Genomic DNA, 14,865 nt, shown 5'->3' on the forward strand with positions numbered 1-14,865 from the left:
AATTAATCTTTTATGGATGCCACTTTACTTCTTCTAATATTATTGAGCTTTAAGTCATTGAGAACATTAATTGCCTCTTCTACATACACATCTTTTGCAAGACTCTTATGCCAGCGCTCGCGCTTTTCCTTTAGAATTGTATCTGAATCAAACAATGTTTCTTCATAAGGAAGAGACTTGTAAGACAATTTACTATCGTAATCATCTAGTGCGTCAAAACGCTTTGTTTTCTCCTCATTATCCTTAACCCGAGCTTTATAGTTTTCATAAGAAAGTGACCAGTCATTATCATTACGACGTTCACTAATCCATTTTGCATAATCGTCTATAAGTTTAAGTTGCTCGTTTTTAGACATACGTTCTTTACTCTCTCCTATGGTCTCGTCAAAGTTTGTAAAACCATCCCACACTTTATAATCTGCCGGGCGTATTGCATCCCAAGGAAGCGGATTTTTCTGATCTTTTTCTCCTATGTCAATGTAGCTGAAGCGATCTGGAACAACAACATCACTCTTTACCCCTTCTAATTGTGTAGAACCACCATTAACACGATAAAACTTCTGGGTAGTTACTTTAAGTGCTCCCATATCACCGTAATCGTTTTTACGCAACCATCTGTTAAGGTCTACCACATTCTGCACGGTACCTTTACCATAGGTTTGTTTACTTCCTATAATAATCGCACGTTTGTAATCTTGCATCGCAGCAGCAAGAATCTCACTTGCTGAAGCAGAAATTTCATTAACAAGAATAACAAGCGGTCCGTCCCAAACAACACCTGGATCTTTATCTTCTAAAATTTCTGGTTCATCATCACTTGACTTTACTTGAACTATGGGACCTTCTTTTATAAACAGACCCGCAATATCGACTACAGTTTTAAGTGATCCTCCACCATTACCTCGTAAATCTATCACTAGGCCTTCTACACCTTTTTCTTTAAGGCGCTCTATCTCGTCACGCACGTCTGTAGCAGCATTACGTTCTTTATAGTTCTCCATATCAAAGTAGAACTTAGGTAAATTTATAATTCCATAACGCCTGTCTTCCTTATCTACAAAGGCTGACCGCGCATATACTTCTTCGAGCTCCACAATGTCTCGCTCTATGATAATATTCTTAGTACTACCATCAATTTTCTTTTTTACATTAAGGGTTACCTTTGTTCCTTTTGGTCCCTTAATTAATTTTATGGCATCCTCAAGGCGCATACCTACAATACTAGTTGCTTCCTTTTCACCTTCTTGCTTTACCTTTAAAATGATATCCCCTTCTTGTAGTTCTTCTTGTCTCCAAGCTGGACCTCCAGAAATAATTTCTGTAACTCTAACTTCGCTGCTCTTCTTTTGGAGACGGGCACCTATTCCCTGAAATTGACCACTCATTTGTTGGTCAAAACGCTCCTTATCTACCGGTGCAAAATAATAGGTATGCGGATCATATTCCTCTACGACCGCATTTAAAAATGTAGCAAAGTAGTCTTCTCGCTCTTGCTCATAAGAGAATTCAAAAAAATCTGCCATGGTTTCCTGAATTTCTATGCGCACCTTCTCTTCAATCTCATTATCCGATAGGACTTCTAAGGGTTCTGAATCTTCACTATCTGTTTCGTCGTCATCCTCACTTGGCTTAGGAGGATTCTCTTGAGAATCTTTCCGGTCAAAATAGCTTCCTAGGGCATTTAATTTTAATTGCTTTCTCCAACGATCTTTAAGCTCTCTTTTATTTTTTACAAACTCCATTTTTTCGTAGTCTGTATTCATAGACTCCTCGACGGTAAAATCAAATGGCTTTTTTAAGACTTCATCTTTAATAGCCTCTGCCTCTTTGAGGCGTTCTGAGTAACGCTCAAAAGTTAGATTAAAAAAAGTAAGATCCTTTTCCCTAATCATATCATCTAACTCTGTGCGGTAAGCCGCAAAATCTTCGATGTCCTTCTGTAATAGTACGCGTTTAAAAGGATCTAACGCATCCATGTATGAATCAAAAACAGCCTCCGAAAATGCATCATCCATATCCTTTGCATCATAATGCCCTCTATCAAGGACATATGTGATTAAGTCTATAAGTAATTTATCTTTATCTGGGTCGTCAAAACTCTTTGTTGTAAAACTGCAACTCGCTGCCGAAAATAGGAGCGCAATGGCAATTAATTTTAAGTTCCTTTTCATAAATCTTAGTGTTTGCTTCATTAACAGCAATGTACATTAAAAATTGTGCCAATAAAATCTGAGCATTCGTAATGTTTTGTTAAACCTCTGCTTCCATTTTAGGACAGACAATTTACGTATTTTCGTGCATAGATACACGCCAGATATTATGAAAAAGAAGCCGCTTATTTTAATAACAAATGATGACGGAATCACAGCCCCTGGAATACGAGCCTTGATAGAGGTGATGTTAGAACTAGGAGAAGTGATTGTTGTCGCTCCAGACAGCCCGCAAAGTGGTATGGGTCACGCAATTACCATAAATGACACACTTTTTTGTGATCCTATAAAAATTGACAGCAAAGCCTCTCATAAAGAATATAGCTGTTCCGGCACCCCAGCCGATTGTGTAAAGCTCGCCACCCAGCAAATTTTAGATAGAAAACCAGATATTTGTGTGAGTGGGATTAATCACGGCAGCAACTCTTCTATAAATGTGATTTATAGCGGCACAATGAGCGCTGCTGTCGAAGCCGGTGTAGAAGGAATTCCTGCTATAGGTTTTTCCCTTCTGGACTACAGCCTCGATGCCGATTTTGAACCTGCAAAAAAATATGTGCGCGCCGTGACTGAAAATGTTCTCAAAAACGGTTTGCCTAAGGGTGTTGTACTCAATGTGAACATCCCTAAACTTGCACCATCAAAAATTAAAGGGATAAAAGTTTGTCGTCAGGCTAAGGCGATGTGGGTAGAAGATTTTGACAAACGCACAAATCCGCAGGGAAGGGATTATTACTGGCTCACTGGCGAGTTTGTAAATCAGGACAAGGGAACAGATACAGATGAGTGGGCGCTAGAGGAAGGTTATGTTTCAATAGTTCCTGTTCAATTTGACCTGACGGCACATCATTTTATTCAAGATTTGAATGAGTGGGAGCTTTGAGAAAAATGAAAACCGAAGGTTTAATTAGATAAAATTTGATTTGGCAATGACCCATTAGGTGTTTTAGTTTTTACGCTTTCGCGAAAATTTTAAATCCATTTCACCTAATGCTATGCTAACTAACATTTTCGCGCAAGCGGCACATTAATAACTCATGAAAAAAGAAATTACCATAGGATTTATTACAGGACTATGTGCAAATGCACTAGGGGTCCTAATTTACATACTGATGTTCTCAGAAAAAGGAATCGACGCCACGATAAAGCAAGCCATAGCCGAAGGTTTCCTAGGGAAGATTGTGACGTTAGGAGCCGTTTTAAATCTTGTTGCTTTCTTCATTTACATCAAAAAGAAGGAAGATTATCGCGCTAGAGGTGTGCTTCTAGCTACAGTTCTCATCGCTATCGCCACGATGATTCTTATCTTTATCTAATGAAATACTACATTCTTGCGGGAGAGGCGAGTGGCGATCTGCACGGGTCCAACCTGATGAAAGCGCTATTTAAGGAAGACCCAGAGGCAGACATACGTTTTTGGGGCGGCGATCTTATGCAAGCTGTGGGCGGGACGCTCGTAACCCATTATAAAGAGCGCGCATTTATGGGATTTGCAGAGGTGGTGATGAACTTACGGAAAATCACAAAACTCATCAAATCTTGTAAGCGAGATATCGCAAGATTTGAACCTGACGCACTAATTTTTATAGATAATTCTGGTTTTAACCTTAGGGTCGCAAAGTGGGCAAAGCCACTGGGTGTAAATACTCATTATTATATCAGTCCGCAAGTTTGGGCATCACGAGCGGGTCGCGTAAAAACGATTAAGGCTACGATAGATTACATGTATGTCATCTTACCTTTTGTTAAGGATTTTTATGATACTTACGATTACAAGGTGGACTTTGTGGGTCATCCCCTACTTGATGCGATCGCAGGGAGAAAACAAGCTAGTGCAACCGCATTTGCCAGAGAACACGATCTGGATGATCGTCCTATGATTGTACTCCTTCCTGGGAGTAGGAAGCAGGAAATCACAGCAATGTTAACGGTAATGCTTAGCGTTATTCCAGATCATCCAGACTACCAGTTTGTCATTGCCGGGGCTCCCAGTCAGGACCCGGAGTTTTATATGCCCTTTCTAAAAGAGCACGATGTAAAACTCATTATGAATAAAACATATGACTTACTAAGCTTTGCAAATGCTGCGCTAGTAACTTCTGGAACAGCAACGCTTGAAACCGCATTGTTTAAAGTGCCCCAAGTAGTTTGTTATAAAGGCAGTTCCATTTCTTATCAAATTGCAAAACGTATTATAAAACTGGATTATATCTCGCTGGTGAATCTTATAATGAACCGAGAGGTCGTCACTGAACTCATACAGGGCAATCTCAACAAAGAGTCACTAGAAGTCGCCCTTACTAAAATTCTAGACGACAACCACCGAGCGCAACTTTTTATGGACTACTACGAACTGGAAAAAAAGCTTGGAGGAAAAGGGGCTAGTGAAAAAGCTGCCAAACTAATCGTGGAACGGGTAAGAAGGTAGCTTTAGCCATTCAAACCAGGATGTTCTCTAAGAATTTATTGAACAAACCTTGAACTACTGCTTACGTTTTAATCGTACCAACAAAATAATCAAACATCTTTTATAGTTATCCCTAAAGCGCCATATTTGCATCACGCCTTTACTTACGTTTATGAGAACTCTATTCCTTGCCATTATTTCCATATTTCTTCTCACCTCGTGTGGGAGCTCTAAAACTGCCTATAAAAAACCTGCTTCAAACAAGACAGATCGCATAATCCAACAGGCACAAGCATTTGCCGGAACGCGGTATAAATTTGGAGGAACCACAAGTCGCGGGATGGATTGTTCTGGACTAATTTATGTAGCATTTCAAAAGGAGCAGATCGTATTGCCTCGCGTTTCTAGGGATATGGCGACTAAGGGAAAGCGCGTAAAACAAAGTAAAGTGGAAAAAGGAGATCTCGTATTTTTCCGCACAAATAAAAGTAGTAGACGCATCAACCACGTGGGGCTGGTAACAGCAGTTAACGATGGTCAAATATACTTTATACACGCCACTACTTCTAAGGGTGTTCTCACCTCATCACTGGATGAGCGTTATTGGCGCAATGCCTTTGTACAGGCACGACGCGTAATCTAGAATTAAACTAGTAAAAATTCACTATCTTCAACTTACCATAAATAAACTGCCCCCTCCAGTCGAAAATAGCGTTTCAAGTGCATCGGTTAAATTTTGCAGTCTTATTGATTTTACTTGGCTTAATTGCTGGGATTGTTTGTAGTCCTTACTTTCAAGTGACTTCCCTAGTTGCTGGCGGCCTTTGTATTCTTTCGCTTTTAGCTCTAGTCGTGATTCACATATGGCATAAGCGCAGTGATATCGCTAGTATTCCATTTTTATTCTCGGCCATAGCCTTGAGCTTTTTTATCGGGACGTTTGCCACCGCAATTCACAACCCGCTATTGCAGGAACACCATTATGTTCATAAAGCAGACTCCCTCGACCATACGGTTCATTTAAATATTGTCGAGAAACTCAAACCCTCTGCCTATCAGGATAAGTTTGTGGGCAGGGTATTACTTATGGATAGCAAAACCGTTACGGGCAAAGTTCTTTTAAATGTTTCTAAGGATTCACTCGCGCCGTCTCTTCGTGTGGGCGATAATGTTGTCCTGAGCAGTGCAATTGAGCCTGTCCCTAAACCTCGTAGTCCGTATCAGTTTGACTACGGAAAATACTTAAAATCGCGCCATATTTATGGACAGATGCGCGTGAGTAACGATGATATTTATAAACTGGGCGCTTCCTCTGGAAATATGTTGCTATTGTGGGCATCCCGCTTTCGCGAAAGCGTACAACAAACCCTTCAATCCTATCCATTTTCCGACCGCCAACTAGCCATTATAAATGCCCTATTTCTAGGGCAGCGCCAGGATATAGATAAGGAAATGAGCAGTCAGTATGCAGCGGCGGGAATGATGCACATCCTTGCTGTTTCTGGACTGCACGTGGGGATTATATTTATGCTCTTGAAAGTTCTCACAAAACCATTAGACCGAAAGAAGTGGAGGTGGCTACGCTCTCTGATGATTATCACTGCCATCTGGGCATTTGCGACAATCACAGGACTGTCGCCATCTGTAATGCGAGCGGCGACAATGTTTACATTTCTCGAGATTGGAACCATCTGGGGCGGAAAGAGAGCGAGCCCTAACGCACTTATTTATTCGGCATTATTGCTCTTACTTATTGATCCCAATTTGATTTACCACGTAGGGTTTCAATTGAGCTATCTTGCCGTGGCAGCTATCTTGTGGGTTCAACCATGGTTATTCGGGTTTTGGAATCCCCGCAATTATGTGCTTCGTATATTGTGGGGTACCGTTACCGTTACCACTGCCGCACAGCTGGGTGTCGTCCCAGTGAGTCTTTTTTATTTTCATCAGTTTCCGGGACTATTTTTACTTTCGAACATTGCGATATTACCATTGCTCACTTATCTCCTGAGTGTTGGAATAGTTGTGATTGTTTTGGCGATTTTAGGCTGGCTTCCTGATTCGTGGGCGCAGGGTTTTGGCAGCGCTATCGATGCTCTGAACAATTTTATAGCCTGGGTGGCGCGACAGGAATCTTTTGTCATTCAGGATATCACGATAGGTATTTTTGTATTGCTTAGTTCCTACGTACTCATTGTCTGTGTTGTGACTGTACTGAAAAAATACAGTTACGGTAAACTTATGTTATGCGGTATTTCAATAGTGCTTTTTGTGAGCGCCACACTATACGAGCGCTCCTTAATGCCTGAGGACCATTTTGTCATCTTTCAACAATCGCGAGGGAGTCTTTTCGGAAAGCTACAGCACAATGAAATGACACTTTACAGCAACGACACTACGTATGACGCCTCAAAAGATTATAAAGTAAAGAGTTACAGACAAGCGTTAACTCTTCATTCGGCAAGAGTGGATACGCTTTTTAATGCTTTTCGCTTTAAGCGAAATAAAATATTGCGCATCGATAGTTTAGGAATTTACGGTGTCCCTAACCTAGTTCCAGACTACATCGTACTTACGGAATCCCCTAAAATTAATCTAACTCGATTACTAAACTATTTTCCAAATGCTACAGTTATAGCTGACGGTAGCAACTATCGCTCTTATGTTGAACTATGGGAAGCCACCTGTCGTAAAAGAAAAATCCCTTTTCATAGCACGTATGAAAAGGGAGCTTTTGTAATTTATGAGTAGCTATTATTTGGATGGAAATGTGTATTCAAATCCGTCCTGATATGATTGCCATTTTTCTTGAGTTGTTAGCTCTTTATAATCGTCATTTGCAATCATCTTTAAGTAGATTTCGAGTTGACGCGGTGTTTTGTATCCTACTACTGGCTGAATATAATTTCCTTTTTCATCAAAAAATACAATACTAGGATAACCTCTAAGCTTCATCGCTTGCGCAAATTCGTGCTGACTATTACGTCCTCTTCTGTTTGGGTCGTGTCTCGGGTTAGTATAGATATTATCTAGGTAATTTATTTCTTCAGTTCCTTCTGCATTGAACTTTACAGCGTAATAATTCTCATTAATGAAGGCTGCCACTTTCTTATTCTGAAAGGTATTTTTATCGAGTAGTTTGCACGGTCCACACCAATCAGTGTAGGCGTCTACAATTATTTTTCTAGGTTCTTTTTCTTGAGCCGCAAGTGCCCCATCCATCGTCATCCACTTCACTTGAGCCGTAGCGCCCACCGCCATTAACAACACAAGGCTAAATATCAATTTCTTCATCTTAATAAATTTAAGGTTTCTGTCCCGTTACTGATGCATTTCTTACAAACAAAAAACGTTCCACAAGATATGGAACGTTTTTTATATGAGAATATTGAGCAAGAAAATTAACGTATTCCGTGCATCATTCTTAGTAGCGTTCTATTTAGAATAAGCATTAATATTCCAGCACCTACAGGAACAACAGTAAATATCATAAAGAAAATACTCATCCCGTACTCCTCTACTATTGGATCAATATAGCTACCTGTAACACCGGCCAAAGTATTTGCGATAAAGTTTGCAACAAACCATACTCCGAACATCAATCCTACTAATTTTACTGGAGCAAGCTTACTCACATATGAAAGACCGACAGGACTCACACATAACTCTCCAAGAGTGTGAAATAAATAAGCGAGTATCAAGAATATCATACTAACAGAAGCTGTTTTTGCACCTAGTGGTATACCCATAGATCCAAAAGCTAAAATTCCAAATCCAGCACCAAGCAATATCAAACCTATTGCAAACTTTACAGGTCCTGTAGGGTTCAATTTACTCTGCCATATTTTAGAGAAAAGTGGTGCAAATGCGATTATAAAAAATGAGTTTAATATTCCGAACCAAGAGGCTGGAACCTCAGCACTTTCTGCAACGAACTCTCTTTGTAGCATCCAGATTACAATTCCCCAAATAATTACAAAACTGGCTCCTAACAATAAATTAGATAGCGCGTACTTTGCAAAAGTTTGCTTAAAGAGCATTATGAGGACCCACGTAATTATAACAAGTGGTACGACGGTAAGAAGCGTATTAAACACTTTAAATACAGTCGCCCCGTCTCCTGTTAATACTCTATCTGTATAATCTGCAGCAAAGACTGTCATTGATCCACCTGCTTGCTCGAAAGCCCACCAGAAGAATATTGTAAAAAAAGCGAGTACTCCGATAACGATAAGTCTATCCTTCGTTACTTTAGATTTCTTAGCATCATCAAACACCTCCTCTATTACCTCTTTTGTATCCTCTAAAGAATCTTCGATGGCGTCATCAAAATCTTCTGTCCCTGATGGTGACAGTCCGATTCTTCCAAAAATCTTTTGAGCAAAGTGAAACTGCAACATACCGAAGAACATAAAAATTCCAGCAAGTCCAAAACCGTAATGCCATCCTACTTTCTCTCCTATGTAACCACATAAAAGAATTCCAAGGAAAGCTCCCGCATTTATTCCCATATAGAATATGGTATATCCCGCATCCTTCTCTTTCCCTTGAGTCTTATAAAGTTGCCCGACCATAGATGATATATTCGGCTTAAAAAGTCCATTACCTATGATTAAGAGTCCCAAACCTATGTAGAAGAAGAAATCTGCACTTACTTCAAGTGCCATTGATGCGTGACCTAACGTCATTAAAAATGCGCCTATAATTACGGCCTTTCTGTAACCAAAAATCTTATCGGCTAGTAGACCTCCAAAAATTGGGGTAATGTAAACCAAACCTGTATACCAACCATAGAGCAAGAGTGCTTCTCCTCTTTCCCATCCCCAACCTCCTTCGTCCAAGACGGCAGAAACTAAGAAAAGTACTAATAATGCGCGCATTCCATAATAGGAAAAACGCTCCCACATCTCTGTAAAAAACAAAACAAACAATCCCGAAGGGTGTCCCAGTACAGTCTTTTGATTGGTTTCAGAACCTCCAAATTTAAATTCCATATTCAAAATATTAGTTAAGTAATAATTAGGTTAGATTATCTTGGTTACAACTTCTCCTTAATAAAATCTGTCATTTTATTGTACAAGTGAAGTCTCGTATTTCCACCGTAAATACCGTGGTTTTTGTCTGGATAAATTGCCCAGTCAAATTGTTTATTAGCCTGAACGAGTGCTTCGATCAAGACCATAGTATTTTGTACGTGTACGTTATCATCAGAACTTCCATGTACTAGTAAGAAGTCTCCCTTCAACTTATCTACGTGTGATACGGGCGAATTCTCATCATATCCACTCGGATTTTCTTGAGGGGTTTGCATATAGCGCTCCGTATAAATGGTATCGTAAAATCTCCAACTCGTAACAGGAGCTACAGCAATCGCCATGCTAAACGTATCTGCTCCTTGGAAAAGACAGTTTGAAGCCATAAAACCTCCGTAACTCCATCCCCATATCCCGATACGGTCTGCATCTATATAATCTCGTTTTCCTAATTCTTGGGCTGCGCTTATTTGATCTTCTACTTCGTATTTCCCTAACTCTTTTTGAGTCATTTTCTTAAAGTCACGTCCTTTTAACCCCGTACCACGAGGATCAACACAAACGATAATATATCCTTCTTGTGCGAGCATCTGGAACCAATAATCGTTTGATCCACCCCAAGTATTTGCAACACTTTGAGAACCTGGACCAGAATACTGCGTCATAAACACGGGATACTTTTTTGAAGCATCAAAGTCTGCTGGCTTAATCATATATGCGTTAAGCGTAGCATTGTTTACTTCAATCTCAAAGAACTCTCTTGGAGAAACCTCGTATTCATTGTATTGTTTTTTGAGCTCTTGGTTGTCTTTAATGGTCTTGATTTCTTTCCCGTCTTTTGCACTATTCAAGGTAAAACGCCACGGTATTGTCGTACTACTATAAGAATTTATGAAATACGTAAAGTCTGCACTAAAGTCTGCACTGTTTGTACCAGCTTCTGTCGCTAATGCTTGTTTTTTCTTTCCGTCCAGCTTCACCGCATAAACACCACGATTTATGGAACCGTTTTCTACACTCTGGTAAAAAACACGGTTTGTCTTTTCATCATAACCATAATAATCTGTTACTTCCCAATTTCCGGAAGTGACCTGATTTTTGAGCTTTCCCGTTTTATCGTAGTGATATATATGATTAAAACCATCCTGCTCACTTGTCCAGATGAAACTATTGTCTTCTAAAAATGTAAGATTATCTGTCACATCTACATAGGCATCATCCTTATCTGTCATCACAACCTTTGAGGTATTAGTAGTTGTATCGTAAAAGGATAACTGCAAGATGTCCTGATGTCTATTTAAAGTTTGTACCGCTAGAATATTTGGATCTTTAGACCATTCAATACGTGGAATGTAATACCCTTCGCCAGTTCCTAGATCTACTGTGGCATTATTAGCCTGACGTACACCTTCCTGCCCTACTTTATGTACGTGTAATGTTACCTTTGCATTTGCCTCACCAGCCTTCGGGTATTTAAAAACGGTTTGTGTTTGATATAAATCCTTTCCGTAGACATCCATTGAAAATTCAGGAACATCTCTCTCGTCAAAACGAATATACGCCAGATGCTTTCCATCTGCACTCCAGTCAAAAGCGCGTACAAAGGCAAATTCTTCCTCATATACCCAGTCTGTAATTCCGTTTATGATTTCATTTTTCTTTCCGTCGTAGCTTACTCTTTCGACGTTGCCTGTTGCTATTTCAAAGATGTAGAGGTCATTGTCTTTTCCGTAAGCGATCTTTGTCCCGTCGGGTGAGAAGGTAGGTTCTTGAATTAGGTCGTCAGATACTTTTGTTAGCTTTCGCGAAAGCGTATTATAAACATAATATTCTCCCAACGTAGACCTCCTAAAAATGGATTGCAACTTTGTACTAAGGAGCACTTGCTCCTCTTTTGGCCCAAACTCATAACTTATGAAATAATCCAGACCGTCAATATCTGTAGTACTTACAGCGGTGCGCACTTTATCCCCAGATTTATAGTCATAAATATCAACCGTTCCCACACGAGTCTCACGGTCAAAATTTTGTACAGCATACTCTTTTCCGTTTTGCATAGAGTGTAATCTATCCAGACGTTCCATACGGAAGGTGCCGTCTTTCCAAATATCTTCAAGGGTAATTGATTTCTTTTGTGCTGTAAGGGAAGAAGTTGCCAGGAATAGGAAGGCAATCGCAAAGTGTTGTAATTTCATAAAAGTTAAAATGACCTTTTTAAAGTGTTCCAATTTTACTAAAAATAATGCAGAAATTGGGTGTTTAGTTGTTAATACTGTAATTCAGAAGACCTCAATTGCTATTTCTAAAGTCCTTTGCTTGTTACTATCTTTGTGTATTGACAAAATAACACCGAATGTCCAAAACGATTAAAGGGTTCTCAAAACTCGCTAAGTCCGAAAAAATAAAGTGGATTGCACAAACGTATTTTCAGGACGAGACTACCGCCACAAAAACATTGCATCAGTACTGGAACAATGATTTAAAGCTGCAACAACTGCACGATGAATTTATAGAAAACACCATTTCAAACTACTATTTACCTTTAGGTATAGCTCCTAATTTTTCCATAAATAAGGAGACCTACGCCATCCCGATGGCCATTGAGGAGAGTTCTGTAGTGGCCGCCGCAAGCAAGGCCGCAAAGTTTTGGTCAGAACGTGGCGGTTTTAAGACCACAGTTTTAGGCACTACTAAGGTGGGGCAGGTACATTTTACCTTTGACGGAGACCCTAAAGAACTTACTAATTTTATAAAGCAACTCCAGCCACAGTTTAGAAAAGATACTGCCTCTATTACCGCTACTATGGAAAAACGTGGTGGTGGTATAAAAGATATTGTTCTCGTAAACAAAACGGAAAGTCTAGAACACTACTATCAACTTCACTGCACTTTTGAAACAAAGGATGCGATGGGTGCAAATTTTATAAATAGTTGTTTAGAGCAGTTTGCAACTACTTTACGCAATGGTTTTAGGGAAGAAGTACGCTTTCGCGAAAGCGGAAACAATCTCAATATCATTATGTCCATCCTTTCAAACTACGTCCCAGACTGTCTCGTACGTGCAGAGGTAAGTTGCCCCGTGAACCAACTTACCGAAAAAGACATAGATGGAGCTCAATTTGCCGAAAAGTTTATACAAGCCATAAAAATAGCACACGTAGCGCCTTCTCGCGCCGTTACACACAATAAAGGGATTATGAACGGTATAGATGCCGTAATTCTCGCCACGGGAAATGACTTTAGAGCGGTGGAAGCTGGTGTCCACGCCTATGCGGCTCGTGATGGACAGTATCGCAGTCTAACCAATGCGTCGGTTGAAAATGGAGTTTTTAAATTTTGGATGGAAATCCCCTTAGCCTTGGGTACAGTGGGCGGACTTACAAAATTGCATCCTCTGGTACGATGGTCGTTGGAATTACTTGGCAATCCCTCGGCTAGCAGGTTAATGGAAATTGTTGCGGTGGCTGGGCTGGCACAAAACTTTGCAGCCGTAAAATCACTCACTACCACCGGAATCCAGCAAGGTCATATGAAAATGCACTTAATGAATATCCTTAACCAACTCAACGCTACGCCCACCGAAAAAGAAAAAACCATCACTCATTTTAAAACAGAAACGGTTACGCATAGTGCTGTGATTGCATTTATGGAGGACTTAAGAAATTAACGAGTAATTAGTACCTTAGTAAGATGGACAAGAAAGCACTGAAAGATAGACTCCAATACGAAATCGAAAATGGCGATGCGGCATTTCTCAATTATGTGAACGAGGCGGTAGAGATTTATAAATCAAAGCAGCCCGATACTTTTGAAGAATTGCCAGAGCACGTAAAAGAACTTCTTAAAATCAGTTTACAGCAGGCGGAGGATGGGAATCTTTTATCTCACGAGGGAGCGATGAAACGTATTGACCCGCGATTTCGTTTTGAACTATAATGAAAAGACTCATTTGGACTCCCTTAGCTGCAGATAGTTACCAAGAAGAGCAATTGTATATTTTACGCAAGTGGAATATAGGCGAGGTAGATAAGTTTACGAAGCTCGTGCAGGAAAATGTCGCGAATTTATGTTCAGGAACTAATGAAGGAGCTCCATATACTAATGACATTTCAAAGTTTGTAATCTCTAAGCAAACAACACTATTTTTTAAAAATAATCCCAACGACATCACTTTACTTCTCATTTGGAACAATCAAAAAGACCCTAATACACTTAATAAGATTCTCAGAAAATTAAAACTTTGACCAAAACTTACTACAGCCACGGCAAGCTCCTACTCACCTCAGAATATCTAGTTCTGGATGGTGCAAATGCCCTTGCCATTCCCACAAAACTAGGGCAAAAAATGACAGTTGCAGATACTGATAAATTAGGAATACGATGGAAAAGCGTTCCTTCTAATGGAAGCGTGTGGTTTGAATATCATTTTGATCTAGAAACACTTAATTCAAAAAATTTTAAATCTGAAAACCCTGTTGTTCAAACACTAGGCAATATTCTCATTGCCGTTCAGAATCAGGACGGTTCTTTTTTTGGTAAAGCAAACGGAGCTAGCATTGTCTCTACTCTTGAATTCCCCAGAAACTGGGGACTAGGTTCATCATCTACACTTATTGCAAACATTGCCCAATGGGCTTCTGTAGATGCATACAGGTTGCTAGAAGACACCTTTGGCGGTAGCGGTTATGATATTGCTTGTGCAACTGCAAAAAGACCTATAATCTTCAAAAAGGAGAATGAAAAGGTTCACATCGAGGAATCAACCTTTAATCCACCCTTTAAAGACGAACTGTTTTTCGTTCACCTTAACCAAAAACAAAACAGCAGAGAAAGCATAAACCACTACCGCACTACTCCAAAAGCAGATTTAAAGAAAGAGGTTGCGTATTTTTCTGAGTTAACACAAAAGATTATTCATTGTGAAAACATCTCAATTTTTAAAGCTCTCATAACCGAGCACGAAGAAAGACTGTCTAGAATCATTAAAACGCCAACTGTAAAATCAAAGTTGTTCTCTAAATATCAAGGAGCAATAAAAAGCCTAGGCGGCTGGGGTGGTGACTTTATAATGGTCACGGGACAAAAAAAGGATATGAGATATTTCGAGGAAAAAGGATTTCACACGATTCTTTCTTACGAAGAAATGATACTACACGAGCCTTCATCTCATCACTAACCCAAAAAACCCTTCCCGAAATAATCGGAAAGGGTTTTG

Annotated in this window: 13 protein-coding genes; 9 read left to right on the forward strand and 4 right to left on the reverse strand. The window is 39.8% G+C overall.

All coding sequences use genetic code 11. The annotated features are described in order from the left end of the window. Positions 1-2 precede the first annotated feature (2 nt). Positions 3-2,171 carry a carboxy terminal-processing peptidase gene (locus EAX61_RS13245; RefSeq protein WP_121918217.1) on the reverse strand — a complete coding sequence of 723 codons (2,169 nt, stop codon included), beginning with the start codon at positions 2,169-2,171 and terminating at the stop codon, positions 3-5. Positions 2,172-2,316: 145 nt separating this feature from the next. Between EAX61_RS13245 and surE the strand changes: the two genes are divergently transcribed. The 5 genes from surE to EAX61_RS13270 all read left to right on the forward strand — a co-directional run bounded on the left by surE (position 2,317) and on the right by EAX61_RS13270 (position 7,368). After that, entirely contained in the window at positions 2,317-3,093 is a 777-nt protein-coding gene (gene surE, locus EAX61_RS13250) for a 5'/3'-nucleotidase SurE (protein WP_121918218.1), read from the forward strand. Positions 3,094-3,247: 154 nt separating this feature from the next. Further along, a complete protein-coding gene (locus tag EAX61_RS13255) occupies positions 3,248-3,526 on the forward strand; it encodes a hypothetical protein (protein ID WP_121918184.1) in 279 nt (92 codons plus the stop codon). Then, positions 3,526-4,638, forward strand: a complete 1,113-nt coding sequence (gene lpxB, locus EAX61_RS13260; RefSeq protein WP_121918185.1) for a lipid-A-disaccharide synthase — start codon at positions 3,526-3,528, stop codon at positions 4,636-4,638. Before EAX61_RS13255 ends, lpxB begins: the two co-directional genes overlap by 1 nt. Positions 4,639-4,789: 151 nt before the next feature. Then, positions 4,790-5,260 carry a C40 family peptidase gene (locus EAX61_RS13265; RefSeq protein WP_121918186.1) on the forward strand — a complete coding sequence of 157 codons (471 nt, stop codon included), beginning with the start codon at positions 4,790-4,792 and terminating at the stop codon, positions 5,258-5,260. Positions 5,261-5,337: 77 nt separating this feature from the next. Further along, positions 5,338-7,368, forward strand: a complete 2,031-nt coding sequence (locus EAX61_RS13270; protein WP_121918187.1) for a ComEC/Rec2 family competence protein — start codon at positions 5,338-5,340, stop codon at positions 7,366-7,368. Between the two features lie 3 nt (positions 7,369-7,371). Here the strand turns inward: EAX61_RS13270 and EAX61_RS13275 are convergent, their stop codons facing one another. The 3 genes from EAX61_RS13275 to EAX61_RS13285 all read right to left on the reverse strand — a co-directional run bounded on the left by EAX61_RS13275 (position 7,372) and on the right by EAX61_RS13285 (position 11,845). Beyond that, positions 7,372-7,911 carry a thioredoxin family protein gene (locus tag EAX61_RS13275; RefSeq protein ID WP_121918188.1) on the reverse strand — a complete coding sequence of 180 codons (540 nt, stop codon included), beginning with the start codon at positions 7,909-7,911 and terminating at the stop codon, positions 7,372-7,374. Positions 7,912-8,018: 107 nt separating this feature from the next. Further along, complete coding sequence (locus EAX61_RS13280) at positions 8,019-9,611, reverse strand: peptide MFS transporter (RefSeq protein WP_121918189.1); 1,593 nt, start codon at positions 9,609-9,611, stop codon at positions 8,019-8,021. A 44-nt stretch (positions 9,612-9,655) separates the two neighbouring features. Beyond that, positions 9,656-11,845, reverse strand: a complete 2,190-nt coding sequence (locus EAX61_RS13285) for a S9 family peptidase (protein ID WP_121918190.1) — start codon at positions 11,843-11,845, stop codon at positions 9,656-9,658. Between the two features lie 158 nt (positions 11,846-12,003). Here EAX61_RS13285 and EAX61_RS13290 point away from each other — a divergent pair, with 158 nt between their 5' ends. From EAX61_RS13290 to EAX61_RS13305, 4 genes are read left to right on the forward strand one after another with little or no spacing between them, the layout of a single operon-like run. Beyond that, positions 12,004-13,317, forward strand: a complete 1,314-nt coding sequence (locus EAX61_RS13290; RefSeq protein WP_121918191.1) for a hydroxymethylglutaryl-CoA reductase, degradative — start codon at positions 12,004-12,006, stop codon at positions 13,315-13,317. Between the two features lie 23 nt (positions 13,318-13,340). Beyond that, positions 13,341-13,586 (forward strand): hypothetical protein, encoded by a 246-nt coding sequence (locus tag EAX61_RS13295; protein WP_121918192.1) that lies wholly within the window; start codon positions 13,341-13,343, stop codon positions 13,584-13,586. Further along, complete coding sequence (locus EAX61_RS13300; protein WP_121918193.1) at positions 13,586-13,894, forward strand: type II toxin-antitoxin system RelE/ParE family toxin; 309 nt, start codon at positions 13,586-13,588, stop codon at positions 13,892-13,894. Before EAX61_RS13295 ends, EAX61_RS13300 begins: the two co-directional genes overlap by 1 nt. Continuing rightward, a complete protein-coding gene (locus EAX61_RS13305) occupies positions 13,891-14,826 on the forward strand; it encodes a GYDIA family GHMP kinase (RefSeq protein WP_121918194.1) in 936 nt (311 codons plus the stop codon). The genes EAX61_RS13300 and EAX61_RS13305 overlap by 4 nt, the downstream gene beginning before the upstream one ends. Positions 14,827-14,865: the final 39 nt, after the last annotated feature.

Origin of the sequence: Dokdonia sinensis (assembly GCF_003688895.1) — a bacterium.
Lineage (GTDB): Bacteria > Bacteroidota > Bacteroidia > Flavobacteriales > Flavobacteriaceae > Dokdonia > Dokdonia sinensis.

Excerpts from the sequence above, each read along its gene's own strand:
- EAX61_RS13245 (WP_121918217.1), bottom strand. The coding sequence starts at position 2,171 with ATGAAAAGGAACTTAAAATTAATTGCCATTGCGCTCCTATTTTCGGCA.
- EAX61_RS13255 (WP_121918184.1), top strand. The coding sequence starts at position 3,248 with ATGAAAAAAGAAATTACCATAGGATTTATTACAGGACTATGTGCAAAT.
- lpxB (WP_121918185.1), top strand. The coding sequence starts at position 3,526 with ATGAAATACTACATTCTTGCGGGAGAGGCGAGTGGCGATCTGCACGGG.
- EAX61_RS13265 (WP_121918186.1), top strand. The coding sequence starts at position 4,790 with ATGAGAACTCTATTCCTTGCCATTATTTCCATATTTCTTCTCACCTCG.
- EAX61_RS13275 (WP_121918188.1), bottom strand. The coding sequence starts at position 7,911 with ATGAAGAAATTGATATTTAGCCTTGTGTTGTTAATGGCGGTGGGCGCT.
- EAX61_RS13280 (WP_121918189.1), bottom strand. The coding sequence starts at position 9,611 with ATGGAATTTAAATTTGGAGGTTCTGAAACCAATCAAAAGACTGTACTG.
- EAX61_RS13285 (WP_121918190.1), bottom strand. The coding sequence starts at position 11,845 with ATGAAATTACAACACTTTGCGATTGCCTTCCTATTCCTGGCAACTTCT.
- EAX61_RS13290 (WP_121918191.1), top strand. The coding sequence starts at position 12,004 with ATGTCCAAAACGATTAAAGGGTTCTCAAAACTCGCTAAGTCCGAAAAA.
- EAX61_RS13295 (WP_121918192.1), top strand. The coding sequence starts at position 13,341 with ATGGACAAGAAAGCACTGAAAGATAGACTCCAATACGAAATCGAAAAT.
- EAX61_RS13300 (WP_121918193.1), top strand. The coding sequence starts at position 13,586 with ATGAAAAGACTCATTTGGACTCCCTTAGCTGCAGATAGTTACCAAGAA.